This window comes from Methylobacterium sp. J-092 (assembly GCF_022829325.1).
In the GTDB taxonomy this organism is placed as follows: Bacteria; Pseudomonadota; Alphaproteobacteria; order Rhizobiales; family Beijerinckiaceae; genus Methylobacterium.
Genome location: NZ_JAKSXU010000177.1, coordinates 1 through 20,392, shown reverse-complemented (window position 1 = coordinate 20,392; position 20,392 = coordinate 1). Strand labels below are relative to the sequence as shown.

The 20,392-nt window shown below is 67.6% G+C and carries 18 protein-coding genes, 4 pseudogenes and 2 riboswitches; of the genes and pseudogenes, 4 read left to right on the top strand and 18 right to left on the bottom strand.

The features are described from left to right. Window positions 1-750, bottom strand: a complete 750-nt coding sequence (locus tag MKK60_RS20815; RefSeq protein WP_243988414.1) for a glutaredoxin family protein — start codon at window positions 748-750, stop codon at window positions 1-3. A 137-nt stretch (window positions 751-887) separates the two neighbouring features. Between MKK60_RS20815 and cueR the strand changes: the two genes are divergently transcribed. Then, window positions 888-1,361: a Cu(I)-responsive transcriptional regulator gene (cueR, locus tag MKK60_RS20810; protein ID WP_147812918.1), complete on the top strand. Its 474-nt coding sequence runs from the start codon at window positions 888-890 to the stop codon at window positions 1,359-1,361. A 28-nt stretch (window positions 1,362-1,389) separates the two neighbouring features. Here the strand turns inward: cueR and MKK60_RS20805 are convergent, their stop codons facing one another. From MKK60_RS20805 to MKK60_RS20755, 11 genes and pseudogenes are all read right to left on the bottom strand, one after another. Then, window positions 1,390-1,722, bottom strand: a complete 333-nt coding sequence (locus tag MKK60_RS20805; protein WP_147853399.1) for a four-helix bundle copper-binding protein — start codon at window positions 1,720-1,722, stop codon at window positions 1,390-1,392. A gap of 160 nt (window positions 1,723-1,882) precedes the next feature. Next, a complete protein-coding gene (locus MKK60_RS20800; protein ID WP_243988413.1) occupies window positions 1,883-5,059 on the bottom strand; it encodes an efflux RND transporter permease subunit in 3,177 nt (1,058 codons plus the stop codon). Then, window positions 5,056-6,582: an efflux RND transporter periplasmic adaptor subunit gene (locus MKK60_RS20795; protein ID WP_243988412.1), complete on the bottom strand. Its 1,527-nt coding sequence runs from the start codon at window positions 6,580-6,582 to the stop codon at window positions 5,056-5,058. The genes MKK60_RS20800 and MKK60_RS20795 overlap by 4 nt, the downstream gene beginning before the upstream one ends. Further along, window positions 6,579-6,983: a FixH family protein gene (locus MKK60_RS20790; protein WP_147853402.1), complete on the bottom strand. Its 405-nt coding sequence runs from the start codon at window positions 6,981-6,983 to the stop codon at window positions 6,579-6,581. Before MKK60_RS20790 ends, MKK60_RS20795 begins: the two co-directional genes overlap by 4 nt. Window positions 6,984-7,064: 81 nt before the next feature. Beyond that, a complete protein-coding gene (locus MKK60_RS20785; RefSeq protein WP_243988411.1) occupies window positions 7,065-7,490 on the bottom strand; it encodes a hypothetical protein in 426 nt (141 codons plus the stop codon). A gap of 88 nt (window positions 7,491-7,578) precedes the next feature. Further along, window positions 7,579-7,779, bottom strand: a complete 201-nt coding sequence (locus tag MKK60_RS20780; RefSeq protein ID WP_056488124.1) for a heavy-metal-associated domain-containing protein — start codon at window positions 7,777-7,779, stop codon at window positions 7,579-7,581. A 186-nt stretch (window positions 7,780-7,965) separates the two neighbouring features. After that, window positions 7,966-9,129 carry an MFS transporter gene (locus MKK60_RS20775; RefSeq protein ID WP_243988410.1) on the bottom strand — a complete coding sequence of 388 codons (1,164 nt, stop codon included), beginning with the start codon at window positions 9,127-9,129 and terminating at the stop codon, window positions 7,966-7,968. 7 nt (window positions 9,130-9,136) lie between these two features. Next, the gene (locus MKK60_RS20770; protein WP_243988409.1) at window positions 9,137-10,432 is read right to left on the bottom strand and encodes an arsenic transporter; all 1,296 of its coding nucleotides are present in this window, start codon (window positions 10,430-10,432) and stop codon (window positions 9,137-9,139) included. Between the two features lie 36 nt (window positions 10,433-10,468). Next, window positions 10,469-10,894, bottom strand: coding sequence for an arsenate reductase (glutaredoxin) (gene arsC / locus MKK60_RS20765; protein WP_243988408.1), 426 nt, complete (start codon window positions 10,892-10,894; stop codon window positions 10,469-10,471). Further along, window positions 10,894-11,421 (bottom strand): annotated as a pseudogene (locus MKK60_RS20760) (arsenate reductase ArsC). The gene arsC and the pseudogene MKK60_RS20760 overlap by 1 nt, the downstream one beginning before the upstream one ends. After that, on the bottom strand, window positions 11,414-11,773 hold the full coding sequence (locus tag MKK60_RS20755; protein ID WP_243988407.1) for an ArsR/SmtB family transcription factor: 360 nt from the start codon (window positions 11,771-11,773) through the stop codon (window positions 11,414-11,416). The pseudogene MKK60_RS20760 and the gene MKK60_RS20755 overlap by 8 nt, the downstream one beginning before the upstream one ends. A 50-nt stretch (window positions 11,774-11,823) precedes the next feature. On the opposite strand from MKK60_RS20755, the gene arsH reads away from it, so the two are divergent. After that, on the top strand, window positions 11,824-12,576 hold the full coding sequence (gene arsH / locus MKK60_RS20750; protein WP_243988406.1) for an arsenical resistance protein ArsH: 753 nt from the start codon (window positions 11,824-11,826) through the stop codon (window positions 12,574-12,576). A gap of 22 nt (window positions 12,577-12,598) precedes the next feature. On the opposite strand, the gene MKK60_RS20745 is transcribed toward arsH, so the two are convergent. The 6 genes and pseudogenes from MKK60_RS20745 to MKK60_RS20720 form a co-directional block, all read right to left on the bottom strand. Then, entirely contained in the window at window positions 12,599-12,832 is a 234-nt protein-coding gene (locus MKK60_RS20745; protein WP_243988405.1) for a response regulator, read from the bottom strand. Window positions 12,833-13,044: 212 nt separating this feature from the next. Further along, a pseudogene (locus tag MKK60_RS20740) lies at window positions 13,045-13,596 on the bottom strand (Na+/H+ antiporter NhaA); the annotation flags it as partial. Between the two features lies 1 nt (window position 13,597). Further along, window positions 13,598-14,596: pseudogene (locus MKK60_RS20735) on the bottom strand (IS481 family transposase); the annotation flags it as partial. Between the two features lie 56 nt (window positions 14,597-14,652). After that, window positions 14,653-15,327: pseudogene (gene nhaA, locus MKK60_RS20730) on the bottom strand (Na+/H+ antiporter NhaA); the annotation flags it as partial. 141 nt (window positions 15,328-15,468) lie between these two features. After that, on the bottom strand, window positions 15,469-15,870 hold the full coding sequence (locus MKK60_RS20725) for a DUF190 domain-containing protein (protein WP_147762561.1): 402 nt from the start codon (window positions 15,868-15,870) through the stop codon (window positions 15,469-15,471). Next, entirely contained in the window at window positions 15,867-17,270 is a 1,404-nt protein-coding gene (locus tag MKK60_RS20720) for a voltage-gated chloride channel family protein (RefSeq protein WP_147908759.1), read from the bottom strand. Before MKK60_RS20720 ends, MKK60_RS20725 begins: the two co-directional genes overlap by 4 nt. A 23-nt stretch (window positions 17,271-17,293) precedes the next feature. After that, window positions 17,294-17,366, bottom strand: a riboswitch (Fluoride riboswitch). A gap of 192 nt (window positions 17,367-17,558) precedes the next feature. Between MKK60_RS20720 and MKK60_RS20715 the strand changes: the two genes are divergently transcribed. Together MKK60_RS20715 and MKK60_RS20710 are read left to right on the top strand one after the other, a co-directional pair. Beyond that, entirely contained in the window at window positions 17,559-18,164 is a 606-nt protein-coding gene (locus tag MKK60_RS20715) for a TMEM165/GDT1 family protein (protein WP_243988404.1), read from the top strand. 50 nt (window positions 18,165-18,214) lie between these two features. After that, window positions 18,215-18,286, top strand: a riboswitch (Fluoride riboswitch). A 682-nt stretch (window positions 18,287-18,968) separates the two neighbouring features. Beyond that, a partial coding sequence (locus tag MKK60_RS20710) for a PQQ-dependent dehydrogenase, methanol/ethanol family (protein ID WP_279604189.1) occupies window positions 18,969-20,392 on the top strand: 1,424 nt, incomplete at its 3' end.

The following is a 20,392-nucleotide window of genomic DNA, read 5'->3' as shown; positions in this document are numbered from 1 at the left end:
TCAATGCCGCATCGCCAGCATCCAGACGGCCATGGCGACCATCATCACGTTCTCGGTCAGCGAGACGAAACCGAGCGGCACCTTGCTCGATCCGCCGACGCAGGCGCACTTGATCTCGCGCTTCTCGACGTAGACCGCCTTGAACACCGAGACCGCGCCGATGGCGCCGATGAACAGGGCCACGGGGATCGACAGCCAGTTCAGGGCGCCGGCCACCATCAGGACGCCGGCGATGCCCTCAAGGAATGGATAGGCGTAGGCGTAACGCACCCAGCGCTTGGCCAGCAGGTCGTAGCCGAGGAACATCGACGAGAAGGTCTCGACGTCCTGCAGCTTGAGGAGGGCCAGCACGCACATGCTGAAGGCGATGAACCACTCGGCCGCCCGAACGGTCAGGGGCGTGCAGTACACGGCGTAGCTCGCCGCGAGCGCCATCAGCGCGGTCATCGAGAACACCGCCACGACCGGCGTATAGGTCGTCGCGTTGGGGTCGTTGGCGGCTCGCCCGAAATGCCGCCTGAGGTCGTCGAAACCCCCGACCCGCTCGCCGTTGATGAAGGTCTGGGGCGTCGACTTGACCCCGTGATCGGCCTTGAAGCGGTCGGTCTCCTCGCGGGTGCTCAGCCAATGATCCTCCACCTCGAAACCCTGGCGTTCGAGGAGGTCCTTCGCCTTCAGGCCGTAGGGGCACGTGTGCTGCGGCATCATCATCCGGTACAGGACGGCTTTGCGGGACGCGGTGGCTTGCATCGGAAACTCCGTGGGTTGTCTGGCCGGGATGCCGTCCGCTCGTTGCCGTGGAAACGACGGATCGGTCGCGGCCGATTGGGCTTGCGCACCTTCCTGGACCTTCCCATCATGGGAAGGTCAACGGAGGGGCTCTCACGATGAACATCGGCGAGGCGAGCCGGGCCTCGGGGGTCTCGGCCAAGATGATCCGGCACTACGAAAGCATCGGGCTCGTGCCCCCGGCGGACCGTCGCGACAGCGGCTACCGCGATTACGGGACCGCCGACCTGCACCGGCTCGGCTTCATACGGCACGCCCGGGACCTGGGCTTCTCGCTGGACCGCATCCGGGTGCTGCTCGGGCTCTGGAGCGACCCCGACCGCAGCAACGCCGACGTGAAGGCCATCGCGAGGGCCCATGTCACGGAACTCGAACAGCGGGCCCGCCAACTGAACGAGATGGCCGACGCCCTGCGGTCCCTGGCCGACGCCTGCGACGGCGACGGCCGGCCGGACTGCCCGATCATCGCCAGCCTGGAGACCGGGGCGAACGTCCCGGCCTGCCATCCGGGCGGCTCCCAGGGGGCGATGCCGCCCCCCGCACCGCGTCGGAAGGCCGTGGCCGGTCACTGAGCCCGAACCGGCTCCGGCGGCGCTTCGATCAGGCGGCCATCTTCCGGCAGCTCTCGGCGCAGCGGCGGCACTGCTCGACGCAATGCTGCATGTCGCCTACCTGCTCGCAGCTTCGGGCGCAGTCCTCGCAGACGTCGGCGCACTCGGCGCAGGTGTGCTTGTGATGCCTCGTCCCGATCAGCATGAAGTGCGCCGACGTCCGGCACATCTCGGCGCAGGCCAGCATCAGGCGGAAGTGCTCGGGCTCGACGTGCTTGCCGCCCGCCGGGAGGCAGTGGTTCGAGGCCATGCCGAGGCAGGTCTGATAGCAGCGAAGACATTCGTCGATGCAGGACTGCATCTCGCTCGACATATTGCCCATGTGAGGCTCCTTTATGTTAGACAAAAAGAGACGAGCATCAGCACTGGGTGACAATATACCCCCAGTATTGCCCTGCTCATTCTGTCAACTCAGGCCGCTATAGTTCGTTCTAATAAATTCCTTTCTTCTTGGCCGGGATTTTTAATCCGTCCGCAGGCGCCTACTCCGCCGCCTCGCGGTAAGCGGGTCGTTCGGCCGGGGAGCCACTCGCCGGCGTCTCGGCGGCCGTGGACAGGCCCCATCCCTTCACGAGTCCGTAGACGGCGGGGATCACCACGAGCGTCAGCACGGTCGAGGACACCATCCCGCCGATCATCGGCACAGCGATGCGCTGCATGACCTCGGAGCCGGCGCCCGTGCTCCACAGGATCGGAATGAGGCCCGCCATGATGGCGGTCACCGTCATCATCTTCGGGCGCACCCGCTCGACCGCGCCGACCATGATCGCCCGCCGCAGATCCTCGCGGGACAGGGGCCGCCCCTCGCGTGCGCACGCGGCCCGGACCTCGTCGAGGGCATGGTCGAGGTAGACCAGCATGATCACCCCGGTCTCGGCGGCGACGCCGGCGAGCGCGATGAACCCGACCGCCACGGCCACCGACATGTTGAAGCCCATCCACCACATCAGCCAGATGCCGCCGACCAGGGCGAACGGCAGCGACAGCATGACGATGAGCGTCTCGGTCAGGCGGCGGAAGTTGATGAACAGCAGCAGGAACACGACGAGCAGCGTCAGCGGCACTACCACCTTCATGCGCGCCGCGGCCCGCTCCAGGTACTCGTACTGACCGCTCCACTGCAGGGTCGTGCCCTGTGGGAGTTTGACCTCGCTGTCGACCGCGGCCCGCGCGTCGGCGACGTAGCCGCCCAGGTCGCGCCCATTGATGTCGACGAAGATGTAGACCGCAAGCTGTCCGTTCTCCGTGCGGATCGAGGTCGGGCCCCGGGTGAGTTCGACCTTGGCGACCTCGCGCAACGGCACCGTCCCCCCGGCCGGGAGTGGCACCTGCACCTCGTCGGCAATGGCCCGCGGATCGGACCGGAAGGCCCGGGGGTAGCGGACGTTGACGGTGTAGCGTTCGCGTCCCTCGACGGTGTTCGTCACGCTCTGGCCGCCAAGCGCCGTGGCGATGACGTCCTGCACGTCCCCGACCATCAGCCCGTAGCGCCCGAGCGCCTCCCGGTCCGGCGTGATGTCGAGGAAGTAGCCGCCGATGACCCGTTCCGCGTAGGCGCTGGACGTGCCCGGCACGTTGCGCACCACCGCCTCGACCTGGCGGGCGACCCCTTCCATCTCCTTCAGGTCCGTTCCTAGTACCTTGATGCCGACCGGGGTGCGGATGCCGGTCGAGAGCATGTCGATTCGGGCGCGGATCGGCTGCGTCCAGGCATTCGACACGCCCGGGAACTGCAGCGCCTTGTCCATCTCGGCCTTGAGGCTCGCCAGCGTCACGCCCGGCCGCCACTCGGACGGCGGCTTCAGCGCGATGACCGTCTCGAACATCTCCACCGGCGCCGGGTCGGTCGCGGTGTTGGCGCGGCCCGCCTTGCCGTAGACTGAGGCCACCTCCGGGAATGATTTTATGATGCGGTCCTGGGTTGCGAGGAGCTCGCCGGCCTTGGTCACCGACAGGCCCGGCAGGGTCGTCGGCATGTACATCAGCGTGCCCTCGTTGAGGTCGGGCATGAACTCCGAGCCGAGCTGACGGGCCGGCCAGACGGTCGCCGCCAGCACCCCGAGGGCGAGCAGGACGGTTAGGACCCGCGCCCGCAGCACGCCCGCGATCAGCGGCCGGTAGAGCCAGATCAGGAGCCGGTTCAGCGGGTTCCTGTGCTCCGGGATGATCCGGCCCCGTACGAACAGCACCATCAGCGCGGGGACCAAGGTCACCGACAGGATCGCGGCCGCCGCCATGGCGAAGGTCTTGGTGAAGGCCAGCGGACCGAACAGGCGGCCCTCCTGGCTCTCCAGGGTGAAGATGGGCAGGAAGCTGACCGTGATGATGAGGAGCGAGAAGAACAGGGACGGGCCGACCTCGGACGCCGCCTCGACCAGGATCTCGACCCGGGGCTTGTCCGGTGGCGCCCGTTCCAGGTGCTTGTGGGCGTTCTCGATCATCACGATGGCCGCGTCGATCATGGCGCCGACCGCGATGGCGATGCCGCCCAGGCTCATGATGTTGGCGCCGAGACCCAGGGCTCGCATGCCGACGAACGCCATCAGGATCCCGACCGGCAGCATCAGGATGGCGACGAGCGCGCTCCTCACATGCAGCAGGAAGACGATGCAAACGAGCGAGACGACGACGCTCTCCTCGACCAGCGTGTGCCGCAGGGTGTCGATGGCCGCGTCGATGAGCTGAGAGCGGTCGTAGACCGGCAGGATCTCGGTGCCCGCGGGAAGGCTTTTCGCCACCTCCGCGAGCTTCGCCTTAACGCCCTCGATGACGTTCAGCGCGTTCGCGCCGAAGCGCTGCAGGACGATGCCGCCGGCGACCTCGCCCTCGCCGTTCATCTCGGTGATGCCGCGACGCTCGTCCGGTCCGAGCTCGACCCGGGCGACGTCGCGCACCCGCAGCGGCGTGCCGCCCGCGGTCTTGAGGACGATGTTCTCGATGTCGGCGACGCCCCTCAGGTAGCCGCGCCCGCGGACCATGAACTCGAACTCGGAGAGCTCGACCGTGCGGCCGCCGACGTCGGCGTTGCTCGACCGGATCGCGTCCCGGAGCTTGTTGAGGGAGATGCCCTGCGCGCGTAGCCGGTTCGGGTCGACCACGACGTTGTACTGCTTCACGAAGCCGCCGACGCCAGCGACCTCGGCGACGCCCTCTGCCCGCGAGGCCCCGAACCGGACCACCCAGTCCTGCAGGGAGCGAAGCTCGGCGAGCGTCCGTTCCTTGGCGACCACCACGTACTGGTAGACCCAGCCCACACCCGTGGCGTCGGGGCCGAGCGTCGGGGTCACGCCCGCCGGCAGGCGGCTCGCCGCGGCGTTGAGGTATTCGAGCACCCGCGAGCGGCCCCAGTACGGGTCGGTGCCGTCCTCGAAGATGACGTAGACGAACGACACCCCGAAGAACGAGAAGCCGCGCACCACCTTCGCCTTCGGCACCGTCAGCATGGCGGTGGTCAGCGGGTAGGTGACCTGATCCTCCACGACCTGGGGGGCCTGCCCCGGGTACTCCGTGTAGACGATGGCCTGCACGTCCGAGAGGTCGGGGATGGCGTCGAGCGGCAGGGTCCGCAGCGACAGGACGCCTGCCGCGACGGCGAACACGGTGCCCACCAGTACCAGTACGAGGTTGCGGGCCGACCATCCGATGAGGCGCGCGATCATGGCGTCGCTCCCGCGTCGGCGGCCAGGCGGTCGTCCTTGGGAGGCGCCAGGCCTTGCAGTGCCGCCTTCAGGTTGCTCTCAGCGTCGATGAGGAAGTTGGCCGAGGTCACCACCCGGTCGCCGGTCGAGATGCCGTCGCGGATCTCGGTGTAGCCGCCGCCATGCACGCCGACCTTCACGGCCTTGGGCTCGAAGCGACCCTCGCCGCGCTCGATCAGCACGACCTGTCGCTCGCCGGTGTCGATGACGGCGTCGTCGGGCACGGCCACGACCGGCATGGCGTCCCCCGTCGCGATCTCGACGTCGGCGTACATGTCCGGCAGCAAGGTGCCGTCCGGGTTCGGGAGCTCGATGCGCACCCGCGTGGCCCGGGTCTCCGGGTTCACCTGCGGGTAGATGGTCCCGACCTTGCCGGTGAAGGTGCGGCCCGGGGCCGAGCGCAGGCGGATCGTGGCAGTTTGCCCGACGCGGACGTTGGAAAGGTCGCGCTCCGGCACGTCGGCCAGCACCCACATGGTGGAGATGTCGCCGATCCGGAACAGGGTATCCCCGGCCGCGGCCTTCATGCCCTCGATGGCGGTCCGCTGCAGGACGATGCCGTCCCGAGCCGAGGACCATGTGATGGCCATCGGCACGTTCCGGGTGCGCTCCATCTCGTCGATCACGGCCTCGGAGACGTTCAGGTTCCGCAGGCGCCGCCTCGCGCCGTCGAAGCCCGGGTTGGCGATGAGCTGGGCCGCCGCGGCGTTGATCTCGGGCGAGTAGACGTGGACCAGCGCCTGCCCCTTGCGGACGCGGTCGCCGGTGGTGACGTTCTCGACATGGTCGACGTAGGCGTCCGAGCGTGTCGCGATGACCGTCACCCGCCGCTCGTCGAGGGCGACGGTACCGGGGACGCGCACGGGCTGGGCGACCACCCGGCGCTCGACCACCCCGGTCCGTACGCCGGTGCGCTGGACCTTGCCGGGCGAGACGGTCACGACGTTGCCGTCGCTGTCCTCGCCTTCGTAGACGGGGATGTAGTCCATCCCCATCGAATCCTTCTTCGGCGTCGCCGAGGTATCCGGCAGCCCCATCGGGTTGCGGTAGTATTGGATGCGCCGGGCGCCCGCGGCGGCCTTCGCATCCCCAGCCTTCCCCGTGTCCTGGGTGGCCATGTCGTGCCCGGCCATTCCGTTCCCGGCCATGTCGGCGGGCATGGCCTCGTCCGCATCCGGCGCGTCGAAGCGCACGTCCTCGCTGGCGTGGACCGCCCGGAACTCCCGGCCATCCGCGGTCGCCATCGGCGAAAGCGAGTAGACCGGCTTCCCGTCCGGGTCCTGGTAGTAGACCACCGGTCCGGTCGCCTTCGCGGGGGCCGTAGCCTGCGCGGCCAGCATGGGGCCCGGAGACCACCGGGCGAACTCCGTCCGGGCGCGCTCGGCGAGCGCCGGCACGGGGTTCTCCCCATGCCCCGCGACATAGCCGGCGCCCCCCGCCGCGAGTGCGGCGAGGGTCCCGGCGAACCAGGCCGCGCGGCTCACTTGACGGCCTTGAAGACCAGCTTGTCCTCGACCGTGCCGGTCTCGCCCTGGACCTTGGCCCCGAGCGACAGGCGCCAGCCGCCGGCCATCGTGAGCTTCGCCTTGAAGCGATAGACGCCCGGTTCGGTCGTGGGGAGTTGCTCGATCTTTGAGGTCATCTCGTCCATGCTGTCGGGCGCCATGTCGATGCGCTTGGCGAAGATCACGGCGTCGGGAACTGGCTTGCCGCTGCGCTTATCGAGAAGGCGCACCGACAGGACAGCCTCGCCGACCTTGGCCTCCTGCTGCACGAGCTCGAAGCGGTAGTCCTTGGTGTCGGCGAATGCCGGGAACGCGGTCGCCGACAGGGCGGCACCGAGCAGCGCCGCCGAGACGGCGCGCGAAAAAGTCTTCTGGGTCACGGGGGATGTCTCCTGAACGACGGGAAGGGACGCGTGGTCATGCGTCACCGTGCCGGCGCATGCGGCGCCGGCGTCATCGGTTCAGGCTCGGGGGGGCTCGGGTAGCGGCGTCCCATGCACGCTCGCGAAGGACGCCGAGGCGGGCCAGGACAGTGTCGCACGGGACGCGACGGGAGCCGGGACGGCGACCGTCCCCGGCAGCAGGGACGCGGCGCTTGCGAGGCACAGGGCCATCAGCGGGCAGCCCTTGGTGCAGTCGGGCTTCTTCGCCGTTTCCTTCGGGCAGCAGGGCATGTCGTCCATGGCCATCTCGGCCATGTCCATCGCACCCATTTCGGCATGATCCATGACCATGCCGTGGTGAACGATTGGCATCGAGGCCGCGGCCTCGTGAGCGATGGACGCGTGCATGCCCGCAGTGGCCGCGGGAGCGGTCACCGGCGTCAGGGCGAGGCTGAGAACCGCCAGCAGCGGCAACAGTCGCCTAAGGGCAAGCCAAAGGGTCACGGATGCAGGATGCCAAATTCTACGGTCGGGCGAAAGCCCGTTCCGAATTCCTCGAACGACGCAGGACCAGGTTGGTTGCAAGCACCCGTCAGGCGAGCACCGCCGGGAAGCCGGCCGCAACGATGGCTCCGGCGATCCGGTCGGCCGGGCCGGCGGCATCGGACACGGTCACGAGCTTGGCACCGAGGTCCACATCCACCCGGGCTCCAGGCTCGATGCCAAGCACCGCGCGGGTCACGGACTTGGCGCATCCGCCGCATCCCATTTTGTCGACCTTGTAACGGAACATGACGCTCTTCCTTCGATAACGTCACGCCGAGATGGGGCTTCCCATAGTGGTAAGGTCAAGGGTCGCCGGCCGATGTCCTCTCACGCTTGCCCGAATGCTTGAACGATGCCCCCGACGGCGCGAGCGGCGGCATCTGGCGGGCATCCAATTCCGTGAACCCAGGTGGATCCGGGAACGGGCCGGCGCTTAGCGTACGCGCCACAGCAACAGGGCGAGCACTACGTTGTCCAGGGCAAGAACGGTCAGGACGGTATAGGTCGCATCGGCTCCGCCATGTGTCATCACGACGGCCCCGAGGGATGGCGCGAGCGCCTGCGCCACCAGGCCCGGACGCGCCAACCGGCCGACGAGCGCGGCGTAGCGTTCCGGACCGAACAGGGCCAGGGGCACCGTACCCCGTGCAATCGAGTAGATCCCGTTGCCGGCCCCGTAGAGGACCAGCGCCAGCCCGCCCAAGGGTAGGCCGGCCGCCAGCATCGTGACCCCAAGGACCACCAGGATCATGGCGGCGGTCAGGGTCCAGAGTGGGTGATGCCGGCCCTTCCCGGCCATCTCGACGATGCGCGCCCCCACCTGCGACGGTCCGATCAGGGCGCCGTAAGCGACGGCCGAGGCTAGCGCGACGCCACGGGCCTGCAGCAGGGTGATGAGGTGCACCGACACCATGGCCATCACCGTGCCCCCGAGGGTCAGCACCCCCGTCATGAGGAGGAAGGCACGGTGTTCCCGACCATGGAGACGAATGACGGGGCTCGGGCCTGCGGGTCGCGTGACCGGGTGTGCGGGCGGGCGGGGGATCGCGAGCAGGACGAGCGGCAGCGTGACCGAAAGATGCAACCCGGCATAGGCGAGGCAGGTCCCGCGCCAGCCGACCCGTTCGACGAGGAAGGCCGAGAGCGGCCAGCACACCGTGCTGGCGAAACCGCCCCACAGGGTCAGGGTCGTGATGGCGGACCTTGCCTCGGCGCCGTAGAGGCGTCCGAGCGTGGCGAAGGCAGGGTCGTACAGGCCGGTACCCATGCCGAGGCCGACGAGAAGCCAGGCCGCCAGGTAAGCCGTGAGGTTCGGGGCCAGGGCGAGGCCCGTGAGGCCCAGCGCCAGGGCGATGGCGGCGAAGGCCAGCACCGGCCGCCCGCCATGCTCCCCGATGAAGGCTCCCACCCGCGGCGAGACGAGGCCCGCGACGAGGAGGCCGGCCGACAGCCCCCCGATGACCCAGCCGAGGGGCCATCCCGTATCCTTCGACATCGGCGCGGCCAGCACCGACAGCAGGTAGAACGAGGAGCCCCAGGTCAGGATCTGGACGACGCCCAGGGCCGAGATCACGGGCCATCGACGCGTCGGGGGCATCGCCGCGCTACCGAGCCCCGAGCACGGGCAGCCACAGTGCCAGGGCCGCCAGGGTGTCGAGCAGAACCGGCGGGGTGATCACGAGGCCGACCCGCATGTACTGGCCCCAGGTGATGCGCTGGCCCTTGGTATCGAGGACGTGGAGCCAGAGCAGGGTCGCCAGACTCCCGATGGGCGTGAACTTCGGGCCGAGGTCGCAGCCGATGACGTTGGCGTAGACCATGAGCTCGCGCATCAGGGGCGACAGGTCCGGGGCCTGCTGGATCGAGAGCGCGCCCACCAGCACGCTCGGCATGTTGTTCATGACCGAGGACAGGATGGCTGCGGCGACCCCCGTGCCGATGGTGGCCACGAATGGTCCGTGGCCCGAAAGCCAGACGTGGCCTTGCGCCAGGTAGTCGGTCAGGCCGGCGTTCTTCAGGCCGTAGACGACGAGGTACATGCCGAGGCTGAACAGCACGATCTGCCAGGGGGCGCCCGCCAGCACCTTTCGGATCGGGATGACGCGGCTCCGGCTGGCCAGCGCCAGCAGCACCACGGCGCCGGCGCAGGTCACCACCGAGACCGGCACGCCGAACGGGGCCGTCACGAAGTAGGCGACCAGCAGCAGGGCCAGGAGTGGAAAGGCCGACTTGAACACCAGCGGGTCCTTGATCGCGTGCCGCGGCGCTTCGAGCTCGGCCACCGGGTAAGTGGCCGGCAGGTCGCGCCGGTAGAACAGCCACAGCACCACCAGGGTCGCCGCGAGCGAGACCAGGTTCACCGGTACCATCACGGCGGCGTAGCGGCTGAAGGAGATGTCGAAGAAGTTCGCCGAGACGATGTTGACGAGGTTCGAGATCACCAGCGGCAAGCTGGTCGAGTCCGCGACGAACCCGCAGGCGACGATGAACGCCAGCGCGGCCGCAGGCTTGAAGTCGAGGCGCAGCAGGATGGCCAGCACGATGGGGGTGAGCAGCAGGGCGGCGCCGTCGTTGGCGAACACCGCCGCGATGGCTGCGCCGAGGAGGATCACCAACGGAAACAGCAAGCGGCCCCGTCCGCCGCCCCACCGGGCGATATGGAGCGCCGCCCAGTGGAAGAAGCCGGCCTCGTCGAGCAGCAGCGAGATGATGATCAGCGCCACGAAGGTGAAGGTGGCGTCCCAGACGATGTGCCAGACCAGCGGGATGTCGCCGGGATGGATGACCCCGGTGGCGAGCGCGACCGCGGCCCCGATCAGGGCGCTCCACCCAATCCCGAACCCCTTCGGCTGCCAGATGACGAAGACGAGGGTGACCACGAAGATGGCGAGCGCGAGCATCGGGACCGTTTCTTATTCTTGGCGATCTGGGCAGGATCAGGCGGTGGCGACGCGCCGGCCGTGCTCGTCGACGACCCGCTCGCCGTCCTCCTTGACGAACGCACCCTGCTGGGCGGGCAGGAGATCGAGGACCGCCTCCGACGGGCGGCATAGCGCGACGCCCTTCGGGCTTACGACGATGGGTCGGTTGAGCAGGATCGGGTGCATCTCGATGGCATCGAGAAGCCGGTCGTCGGTGAGCGCAGTATCGGCCAAGCCGAGCTCCGCGTAGGGCGTACGCTTTTCCCGAAGGAGATCACGGATCGTGACGCCGGCTCGCTCGGCGAGCTGGCGGACTAGCGTTCGGTTCGGCGGGCTCTTCAGATACTCGACGACGTGCGGCTCGATGCCGGCGTTGCGGATCAGGGCCAGGGTGTTGCGCGACGTGCTGCAATCTGGGTTGTGATAGATGACGACGTCCATCACGCGACCTCCGGACGGGGCGAGGTCGCGCCGGCCTGCTGGCCGATCTCGCGGACCTTCGCGGACAGGGAGACTTGGTCGAGGCTCGCCATCGGCAGGGCGAGGAAGGCCGAGATCCGATTCTTGAGGTAGCGCTGGGCGGTGACGAAGGCGGTCTTGCGAACGATTTCGCTACCCTCGACTGCGGCGGGGTCCTCGATGCCCCAGTGCGCCGTCACCGGCTGCCCGGGCCAGTACGGGCAGGCCTCGCCCGCGGCGTTGTCACAGACCGTGAACACGAAATCCATGACCGGTGCGTCGGGCTTGGCGAACTCGTCCTACGACTTCGAGTGCATGCCCTCGGTCGGGTAGTCGCTCTCGCGCAGGACCTGGAGTGCCATCGGATTCACCTCCGACTTGGGCTGGCTGCCGGCGGAGAAGGAGCGAAAGCGACCCTTGCCGTCCATGGCCAGCATCGCCTCGGCGAGGATCGAGCGGGCGGAGTTGCCGGTGCAAAGGAAAAGGACGTTGTAGACGCTGTCAGGCATGGACTGTGTCTCCGGTTGGCGGGCAGCAGGCGGCGAGGGCCGCGACGGCAGGGGCACAGACCTCGGGGCGGCCCTGGCAGCAGTCGCGCATCAGGAATTGGATGAGCTCCGACAGGTCCGGGTAGGCCGCGCTGTAGATGATCGAGCGCCCCTCCCGCCGGGAGGTGACCAGCCCCGAATGGCTGAGCTCCTTGAGGTGAAACGACAGGTTGGTGCCCGAAACGCCGACCGCCTCGGCCAGCATGCCGGCCGCCATGCCCTCCGGCCCGGCGGTGACGAGCTGGCGCACGATGCGCAGTCGATGCTCCTGCCCGAGGGCCGCGAACGCGGCGACGGCTTGCCGTTCGCCCATCATAATGTCAATGTCTCAACCATCGTTGAAACGTAGAGGAACGATACGTCTTGGACAAGCCCCTCCAGCCTTTCACCGATGGAATGCCAAACCTGAGCGAGGGGCACTTCGTGGTCCCGACGACCGACGTGCTGCGGGTGGCGACGCCGTTCACCCACGCTCCACGCTTCCTGGTCCTGTACGGATCGCTGCGGGAGCGCTCATTCAGCCGCTTCCTCGCCTACGAGGCCGCGCGCCTCCTAGAGGCGATGGGCGGCGAGGTTCGGATCTACGACGCGCACGGCCTGCCGCTGCCCGACGACGCCACGGCCGACCATCCCAAGGTGCAGGAGCTCAGGAACCTCTCGATCTGGTCGGAGGGTCACGTCTGGGTCAGCCCCGAGCGCCACGGCAACATGACCGGCGTGATAAAGAGCCAGATCGACTGGCTACCACTGTCCGAGGGGTCGGTGCGTCCGACGCAGGGCAGGACCCTCGCCGTGATGCAGGTCTCCGGTGGCTCTCAGTCGTTTAACGCGGTCAACAACCTTCGCATCCTGGGGCGCTGGATGCGGATGATCACCATCCCGAACCAGTCGTCGGTGCCGATGGCCTACAAGGAGTTCGACGACGACGGCCGGATGAAACCCGGGCCGCTCTACGACCGGGTGGTCGACGTCTGCGAGGAGCTCTTCAAGTTCACGCTCCTAACCCGCGAGCGCTCCGACCATCTCGTCGACCGCTATTCCGAGCGGAAGGAGCGCGAGCCGGAGCGCCTGAAGGCCGTCGCCGCCGACATCGGGTTCCAGACCCGGCCAGCATGAGGATCACCGATCTGAAAACCCGTCAGGTCGCGTGATGGATCTCGTCGACGACCTTGGCGGCGTCGTAGGGCTTCGGCAGGAACGGGCCGTGATCGGGGATCTCGCCATCGGCGGACCGTTTAAGTCTTAAGGTCACCACGAGGCGGATGTCGGGTCCAGTCTCGTGGACGCGCCCTGCCATGGTCACCCCGCACATGCTGCCCGGCATGTCGAAGTCGCAGAAGGGCGCCCAGATATCGGAGCGCTCGTGCGGCATGAACCACGCCCCTACGGCATGGTGTGCTTCGACGGTCGCGGAGCCCGCATGCTCCCCGGTCGTACCGCTTTCCGGCCATCGACGACTTGGCCGGCGGCGCTCCGAAGTCACGCCCGCCCTCGCCACACTTCTGAGGCAGGCGAGCACGATACCCGCCGGACGTAGCCGGAACCGGTCGACGGGCGTCTCCGGTCATGCCCTGGGGCGTGGGTTCATGCCGTCGCCTCGGCCCGGGGACGCGGCCTCTCGGGATCGGGGCGGCGCCCCCTGTCCGGCCTGGGTGCCAGCAGGAGCACTAGGGCGCCCAAGGCCATGCAACACAGCGAACCGAGCAGGACGCCGATCTTGGTCTCCGCTTCGAGTTCCGGGCTGGCGGCGAAGGCCAGCAGCCCGATGAAAAGGCTCATGGTGAAGCCTACGCCGCACAGCAGCGACAGGCCGTAGAGGTGCCACCATCCCGCATGGGCCGGCCGCTGCGCCCACCCCAGCCTCACCGCGGCCACCACCGCCCCGAACACCCCGACCTGCTTGCCCACGAACAGGCCCAGCGCCACGCCGAGCGTTACCGGATCGAGCAGCATCTTCCCCGACATGCCGGCGAACGAGACCTCGGCATTGGCGAACCCGAACACCGGGAGCACCAGGCAGGCGGACCATGGATGGATCGCATGCTCCAGCTTGTGCAGGGGCGAGGTCGGGTCGTCCGGCTTTCCGACGCTCGGGCGGAGAGGAATCGTCAGGGCCAAGAGGACGCCCGCGATAGATGTTTGGTCCCGGCATGTGGTGTGACGGATCGAGCCTGAAGCGTTCGGGCTGTTTCGTCCAGGTCTGGCAGATAAATTCGTAGGGCGTGAGGCCTCGCAGGGTCTTCAGTCGGCGACCGTAGTTGTAGGCCTCCACGAACAGTTGCAGGTGGCGGCGCAGCTCGTTGTGGTCGGTGTAATGGTAGCGCTTGACCGTGGCGTCCTTGATGGTGCGGTTCATCCGCTCGACCTGGCCGTTTGTCCACGGGCAGCGTGGTTTGGTCAGGCGATGCTTGATCTTGGTCTGCTCGCAGGCCCATTCGAACGAATGCCAGCGGTACAAGCGAGGCTCATCGCGCTCGGCCCAGTAGGCAGCCACCTTGGCCTCGGCCTCCGCGTTCACCGGCTTGTTGTCCGTGAACTGAATGCCGTTATCAGTCAGGACCGTGTGGATCGTGTAGGGCACGGCCGCGACCAGATCGCGTAGAAAGGCCGCTGCGATCCGCTGAGTCGCCTTTTCGTGAAGTTGAACGAAGGCAAATTTGCTCGTCCGGTCGATGGCAACGAACAGGTGGAGCTTGCCTTGTTCGGTGCTGACCTGTGCGATGTCGATGTGGAAGTAGCCGATCGGGTAGGCTTTGAAGCGCGAACGCTTGGGCTTGTCGCCGTCGACGTTCGGCAGTCGACTGATGCCGTGACGCTGCAGACAGCGGTGCAGACTTGAGCGGGTCAGATGCGGGATGCTGGCCTGGAGCGCGTAGAGGCAGTCATCCAGTGGCAGCAGGGTGTGCCGGCGAAAGGCGACGATGACCGCCTCGTGCTCCAGGCTCAGCACGGTGGAGTGAGGCTCCTTCGGTCCCATCCGCGCATCGGTGCTGGTCGGACGTGAACGCCACTTCTGCACGGTAGTTGGGCTGATCCCATAGTGCTTCGCGGCGGCTCTCACGCTCTCTTTACAAGCTTGGATTGCCCGACGGACCGTCTCAGTCGTTGTGGCGCTGCCGTGGAGAATCTGTCCCATAGCGCGTCCCTCCATGTGGAATCAGATGTATCACCACATGGCGGGACCAAACATCTAGTCGCGTGGATGCCGGATTTCAGCACCAGGAACCAAAGCACCGCGCCGAGGACGAGGTAGGGCGTCAGCCGGCTCAATCCCGCCTTGTTCATGCCGAACAGGACCGCGAACACGGCCGCCGCCCCGCCGAGCGTCGGAAGCGACAGGTCCGCGGTGTAGAAGGCGGCGATGATGAGGACCGCCCCGAGGTCGTCGATGATGGCGAGCGCGGTCAGGAAGACCTTGAGCGACACGGGCACGCGCGACCCGAGCAGGGCCAGCACCCCGAGGGCGAAGGCGATGTCGGTCGCGGTCATGATCGCCCAGCCGCGCAGGGTCTCGGGGGACGCCCGGTTGATGGCGACGTAGACCAGCGCCGGGGCGACCATGCCGCCCAGCGCCGCGATGCCGGGCAGCACCCGGTCGGGCCAGGTCCGCAGGCGACCGTCGAGGACCTCGCGCTTGATCTCCAGGCCGACGAGCAGGAAGAACGCCGCCATCAGGCCGTCGTTGACCCAGTGCAGGACGCTGAGCCCGCCGACGTGGATCTTCAGGATCGCGAAGTAGGTCTCCGACCAGCCGGAGTTCGCGACGGCCAGCGCCAGGGCGGCGCTCGCCATCAGGATCAGGCCGCCGGAGGCCTCGCCCTGCAGGACGTTACGCAGGGCGGAAATCGGGCGGGGGGGCAGCGGCAGGGCATAGGTCTCCCGCGCTGGCGGCCCGACCAACGCTGAAGCCTGCCGGTCCGAAGGTCGGACCGCGCACCCATGGCCGGCTATCGCATCCGTGGTCCCATCCGGCAATCCGAAGCCCGGAGCGTCCTGGGACGGTTCATGTCATGCAGCCCGCCCCGCCGCACCGACGCCGACCTGGCTGACGCTCCAATGCTCCAGGTGCTTGTAGACGATGACCTTGTTCGCGAGTTGGGCACCGTGCCGGCTGCAGAAGCCTTCGAGCTGCTCGCGGGTGCCGATCAGCTCGACGCACATGGTCAGCTCGGGGTTGAGCGACTCGGCGCCGTCGTCCTGGATCGGCCCATGGTTGCTGTAGCCGTGGTGGGACTGGTGGGCGACGGCGTTCATGAGGCCCTCCGCCTTGGCCTGGGCGACGAGCTCCCGATAGAGCGGCTTCGAGCCAGAGAACCACCGGCCCTTGCCGGCGCCGCCGCGCTCGCCCGGCTTCATGTAGATACGGATCATGCCGGTGTCGGCGGCGACGACGCGATGCGATGGGGTCATGACGTCTCCTCGGTGATGGGGCGCTCGGCCAACGGTGCGACGGTCGGCACCCGGCCCGTACGGGCCTGGCGCAGGGTCATGCCGTCCGGGATGTTGGCCGCCGCCGACTTCGGGACCGCGATGCGCTGCGACAGGTAGATGCCGTTGTGACCCGAGCAGAGGTAAGCCAGGAAGCACGCGACGGCGAGATAGACCCCGTGCGTCGCACCGAAGAGCTCGATGCCCATCAGCGTGCAGGCGAGCGGCGTGTTGGCTGCGCCGGCGAAGACCGCGACGAACCCCAGCGCCGCGAACAGGTCCACCGGCGCGCCGAGCGGCCCGGCCAGGGCGTTGCCGAGCGCGGCCCCGATGAAGAACAGCGGCGTGACCTCGCCGCCCTTGAACCCGGCGCTGAGGGTCACGACCGTGAATAGGATCTTCAGGGCCCAGCTCCAGGGATGGATGTCCGGTCCGAAGAAGGTGTTGATCGTGAGCCCGTCGGGCGTGGCCGCCGAGACGCCGAGCCCGAGGTAGTCGCGCGTCCCGAGGGCGTAGACGAGGCCGATCACTACCAGGCCGCCGATCACCGGGCGAAGCGGCCCGTACGGGACCAAGCGCTTGAGCCATCCGCCGAGGAGATGGTTGGCCTCCGCGAACAACAGCCCGGCGAGGCCGAACGCGACGCCGGCGAGGGCGACCTTGGCAAGGAGCAGCGGATCGACGGTCAGGGCCTTCGCGCCGCCGGCGAGGAAGTCCACGTGGTAGAAGCCGTGGTGGATGCCCCAGGCCTGGCAGGTCCAGTCGCCGACCACCGCGGCAAGGAGGCAGGGCACCAGCGCGGCGTACTCGACGCGACCGACCGCGAGCACCTCCAGCGCGAACACCGCGCCGGCGATGGGCGTGCCGAAGACCGCGCCGAAGCCGGCGGCGATACCCGCCATCAGGAGCACCCGGACCCCGGCCGCATCGACCCCGAAGAGCTTGCCGAAGGCGCTGGCGAGGCTGCCTCCCATCTGGACGGCGGTACCCTCGCGCCCGGCCGACCCGCCGAACAGGTGCGTGACGATGGTGCCGAGGAAGATAAGCGGCGCCATCCGGAGCGGCACGCCGCCGTCCGGCTCGTGGATCTCCTCGACGATGAGGTTGTTGCCGCCTTCCACGCTCTTGCCGAACAGGTGGTAGAGCAAGCCGACGGCACAGCCCCCGAGCGGAAGCAGGAACAGGAACCAGGGATGGTCGAAGCGCGCCTGTGTGGCCGCGTCGAGGCTCCACAGGAAGGCCGCGCAGAGGGTGCCGACCGCCGCGGCCATCGGCAGGAGGATGGCCGACCAACGCGCCACCGAAACGGCATGGGCGTGCCGCGTACGGACGAACGCCGCGAGGTTCAGGCTGTCGAAGAGGTTTTGGAAGGTCGCGCGCATGAGTCCCCCTTGTTGCGGCGCCGCAAAAGGTAGGAGTCATTAGCCCAGGGGGCGGTTTGGCCGAAAGGCCCGGCAGATTCCATTGCCGTGGACGGGAGATGCCCTCGCCTCGCCCGTTCGTCAAGATCCAACTCCCGCGCGCCCGGGCCCCATCCCGAGTGGGGATGGGGCCCGGGTCGTTCGCAAGCATCACGAAAGACGGTGGCTGGTTTAGGGCCCGGGGCATGTCTATGCCCTCCGCGGCCGAGGCCGGCGCGTTCGACGCCGGCCCGGGGCGGAGCGCATCCCATGACCCTTTCCTGGCTCGGAGCCGTCATCACCTTCCAGGTGACCTTCACCGAACTCTTCATCGCCGCGACGGTGATGATGGCCGGGGCGTACCGGTTCGGATGGCGCAGCGTCCTGGCGGGCTCCATCCTCGGCGGGCTGGCGGTGTCGATCCTCGCGGTCGTCCTGCGCAAGGCGGCCTACCTCCTGGCCCTGAACGTCCTGGATTGGATCTCGGCGGTCTTGCTGCTCGGGTTCGGCCTGTACCTGGTCTACGAGTTCATCGACGGGCTCTCGAAGCGCGATGCCGGCACGGCCCCCGGCTCGACGGACGCGAACTGGTCGCGGCCGATCAACGCCGCGGGCCTCGGCGTCGCCGCCTGGGCCCTGGTCGCCGAGGGGCTTGAGATCCTGGTGGTCTGGCTCGGCGTCTCGCTTCGGGAGGGCGCGGGAACGGCGACCCTCGGGGTCGGCATCGGGGTCGTGCTCGTGGCGACCTTGGCTTTCGCCCTCGGCGGCACCGGGATCTTCCGGAAGGTGCCGCCCTACGTCCTCGACGGGGTCGCGGCCCTCATGGTGACGGCTTACGGCGCCTATTTCCTGTCCCTTGCCGTGACCCGCGCGTGATCGGTCGACGAAGGGATTGACCCGGACGACGGATTAATCCACGTTCCCGGACGTGGGATGGGGATGAAGCTCCCCGATAACTGCCGGCCCCCTATGGGCCGGACGATAGCTTCTACCGAGCGCTTCGGCGCGGGTAGAGCTATGTGTTGACCCGCACCGTCACGCTCATGACCGCAACCGGATCGCCGCAAGGCGGTCCCTCATGAGCCGACCGATGACCCTGCCCGATCCAAGACCGTCCTGATGCCCGCCGTCGCCCACCAGGCGCGGTCCGGGCCTTTTCCCGTTCGCGCACGAAAAAAAAGGCGGAGCCATAAGGCTCCGCCGCGACCAGGGCACACGCCTCCGAGCGGTCACAAGAATACATGTGCTTAGGTCTAGTCTGTCGCAGGAATAAGGATAGCCACTCGATAGTCTGAGTCAACGCATAAAAGCGATGTCTCGGAATAATAAAGAGCGGCATCTTTATTTAAAAAACAGCACTATTTGCGCCCCTGATAAAGCCATGGCTTTTTCGGGCGACGGCGTATTGGTTAAATCAGTATCTGCATGATAATGACTGGATAAATCTGTCGCACTTAGAAAATTCTTATTGCGCTGGTCTTATAATTCGATACTTCTACCGGCGCTCCACTTGGGCTCCCGGACGATGATATTGGGGCTCAAGGGGAATGCAGCCCCGGTCCGGGGCCCGGCGCGGAAGCGCGCAGGGCCGACACGTCGCCGCCGACGGACCGGGATGCGGTGACGAAACCCCTGGCGGACACAACGTCCGGGTTCGAACGCTCAAATGGAGGAACACCTATGAGGAAGATCGCCCTTGCGGCGTCCGTCGCCTACGCCGCGACGCTCCTGCCGGCCGCGATGCCGGCCATCGCGAACGAAAACCTGATGAAGCTGATGCAGGACCCCAACCAGTGGGCGTTCCCGGGCCTCGACTACACGAACCAGCGCTATTCGAAGCTCGATCAGATCAACAAGGACAACGTCAAGAACCTCCAGGTGGCCTGGACCTTCTCGACCGGCGTGCTGCGCGGCCATGAGGGCGCCCCGCTCGTCATCGGCAACATGATGTACGTCCACACCCCGTTCCCGAACATCGTCTACGCGCTCGACCTCGACCACGAGGCCAAGATCGTGTGGAAGTACGAGCCCAAGCAGGACCCGTCGGTGATCCCGGTGATGTGCTGCGACACGGTCAACCGTGGCCTGGCCTACGCCGACGGCGCCGTCATCCTGCACCAGGCCGACACCACGGTCGTGTCGCTCGACGCCAAGTCCGGCAAGGTGAACTGGTCGGTCCAGAACGGCGACCCGAAGAAGGGCGAGACCAACACCGCCACCGTGCTGCCGGTGAAGGACAAGGTCATCGTCGGCATCTCGGGCGGCGAGTTCGGCGTACGCTGTCACGTGACCGCCTACGACCTCAAGTCCGGCAAGAAGGTCTGGCGCGCCTACTCCGTCGGCCCGGACGACGAGATGCTGGTCGACCCGGAGAAGACCACCTACCTCGGCAAGCCGGTGGGCAAGGATTCTTCGCTGAAGACCTGGGAAGGCGACCAGTGGAAGACCGGCGGCGGCTGCACCTGGGGCTGGTACTCGTACGACCCGAAGCTCGACCTGATGTACTACGGCTCGGGCAATCCCTCGACCTGGAACCCCAAGCAGCGTCCGGGCGACAACAAGTGGTCGATGACCATCTGGGCGCGCAACCCCGACACCGGGCAGGCCAAGTGGGTCTACCAGATGACCCCCCACGACGAGTGGGACTACGACGGCATCAACGAGATGATCCTCACCGACCAGAAGGTCGACGGCAAGGAGCGCCCGCTCCTGACCCACTTCGACCGCAACGGCTTCGGCTACACCCTGGACCGCGCCACCGGCGAACTCCTCGTCGCCGAGAAGTTCGACCCGGTCGTCAACTGGGCCTCCAAAGTCGACATGGACAAGGGTTCCAAGACCTACGGGCGCCCGCTGGTCCTGTCGAAGTACTCCACCGAGCAGAACGGTGAAGATACCAACTCCAAGGGTATCTGCCCGGCCGCGTTGGGTTCGAAGGACCAGCAGCCCGCCGCCTACTCGCCGAAGACCAACCTGTTCTACGTGCCCACCAACCACGTCTGCATGGACTACGAGCCGTTCCGGGTGACCTACACCCCGGGCCAGCCCTACGTCGGTGCGACCCTGTCGATGTACCCCGCGCCGAACAGCCATGGCGGCATGGG

Excerpts from the sequence above, each read along its gene's own strand:
- MKK60_RS20800 (WP_243988413.1), bottom strand. The coding sequence starts at position 5,059 with ATGATCGCGCGCCTCATCGGATGGTCGGCCCGCAACCTCGTACTGGTA.
- MKK60_RS20745 (WP_243988405.1), bottom strand. The coding sequence starts at position 12,832 with ATGCCGCACGAGCGCTCCGATATCTGGGCGCCCTTCTGCGACTTCGAC.
- MKK60_RS20770 (WP_243988409.1), bottom strand. The coding sequence starts at position 10,432 with ATGCTCGCGCTCGCCATCTTCGTGGTCACCCTCGTCTTCGTCATCTGG.
- MKK60_RS20755 (WP_243988407.1), bottom strand. The coding sequence starts at position 11,773 with ATGGGCGAACGGCAAGCCGTCGCCGCGTTCGCGGCCCTCGGGCAGGAG.
- cueR (WP_147812918.1), top strand. The coding sequence starts at position 888 with ATGAACATCGGCGAGGCGAGCCGGGCCTCGGGGGTCTCGGCCAAGATG.
- MKK60_RS20775 (WP_243988410.1), bottom strand. The coding sequence starts at position 9,129 with ATGCCCCCGACGCGTCGATGGCCCGTGATCTCGGCCCTGGGCGTCGTC.
- MKK60_RS20815 (WP_243988414.1), bottom strand. The coding sequence starts at position 750 with ATGCAAGCCACCGCGTCCCGCAAAGCCGTCCTGTACCGGATGATGATG.
- MKK60_RS20780 (WP_056488124.1), bottom strand. The coding sequence starts at position 7,779 with ATGTTCCGTTACAAGGTCGACAAAATGGGATGCGGCGGATGCGCCAAG.
- arsC (WP_243988408.1), bottom strand. The coding sequence starts at position 10,894 with ATGGACGTCGTCATCTATCACAACCCAGATTGCAGCACGTCGCGCAAC.
- MKK60_RS20805 (WP_147853399.1), bottom strand. The coding sequence starts at position 1,722 with ATGGGCAATATGTCGAGCGAGATGCAGTCCTGCATCGACGAATGTCTT.
- MKK60_RS20725 (WP_147762561.1), bottom strand. The coding sequence starts at position 15,870 with ATGACCCCATCGCATCGCGTCGTCGCCGCCGACACCGGCATGATCCGT.
- MKK60_RS20715 (WP_243988404.1), top strand. The coding sequence starts at position 17,559 with ATGACCCTTTCCTGGCTCGGAGCCGTCATCACCTTCCAGGTGACCTTC.
- MKK60_RS20720 (WP_147908759.1), bottom strand. The coding sequence starts at position 17,270 with ATGCGCGCGACCTTCCAAAACCTCTTCGACAGCCTGAACCTCGCGGCG.